The organism is Alteromonas sp. ALT199, from assembly GCF_018619335.1.
In the GTDB taxonomy this organism is placed as follows: Bacteria; Pseudomonadota; Gammaproteobacteria; order Enterobacterales; family Alteromonadaceae; genus Alteromonas.
The window spans coordinates 1,825-2,645 of the sequence record NZ_JAHHDX010000061.1 but is presented as its reverse complement, the minus strand read 5'-3'; the positions used below and the strand labels follow the sequence as shown (position 1 = coordinate 2,645).

The window sequence follows — 821 nt, the reverse complement described above, 5'->3', positions numbered from 1 at the left end:
TCAACACTTATTTTAAAAAAGATGATAAAACTGAACTAAACGTCTATTTTTCATTCAAATGTGATAATTAGTAGACAATATGGACTAATTACTAATAGGATGGGGATTCAGATCCTATAAAGTAGTAGTTCTTAAAGTAGTATCTGATCCTGCCGTTATTATATTAATGCTTGATATCAGTGATAGATAATAAAGCGTGCGTAAAGGAATACGTATAAGAATGTATATAAGCGTAAATGACCTACGCTTTGTATTCTTTATAAATGTATTAATACTGGCAGTGTCAGAAATTGACTGCGCAATAATTATAAAGGTGGGTTTATGTTACGTACTCTATCATTGCTTTCTGCGGCAATACTAACTTCTCAGGTTAGTATTATGGCAATGGCTCAAGAAGCTTCTTTAAACGAAGTTACCCAGCCCTCCTCTTCAGCAAAAGAAGTTGCTAGCGAATCGAATCATTTTCAAACCGCTTTCTTGAAACGCCAAGTTGATCAAACAATGTCGGTAGGAAGAGCAATAAGCTCGATAGCAGGTCACTACCCACAAGAAGTCGTTTCTATAGTAGACATCGCGTTAGACACCTACCCAGATAAATACAGAGAAATCATTTTTGCCGCTATCTCTGCACAACCATCTTCGACGGAAGAGATTGTGCAATTGGCAATTGAGAAAGAAGTTAGTAGCTGCCCTAACATTGTACAATTAGCTATAAAAGCTGAGCCGACTTATGTCGACTTTGTTGTTCAGGCAGCTGCGGTTTCAACACCAGATGAACTGGATGAGATTGTGCGCGTTGCTGTACTTACTCAACCTGATGC

1 pseudogene is annotated in these 821 nt (G+C 37.8%); it reads left to right on the top strand.

What is annotated here, in order from left to right:
* Positions 1–321 precede the first annotated feature (321 nt).
* Positions 322–821 (top strand): annotated as a pseudogene (locus tag KL866_RS06710) (hypothetical protein); the annotation flags it as partial.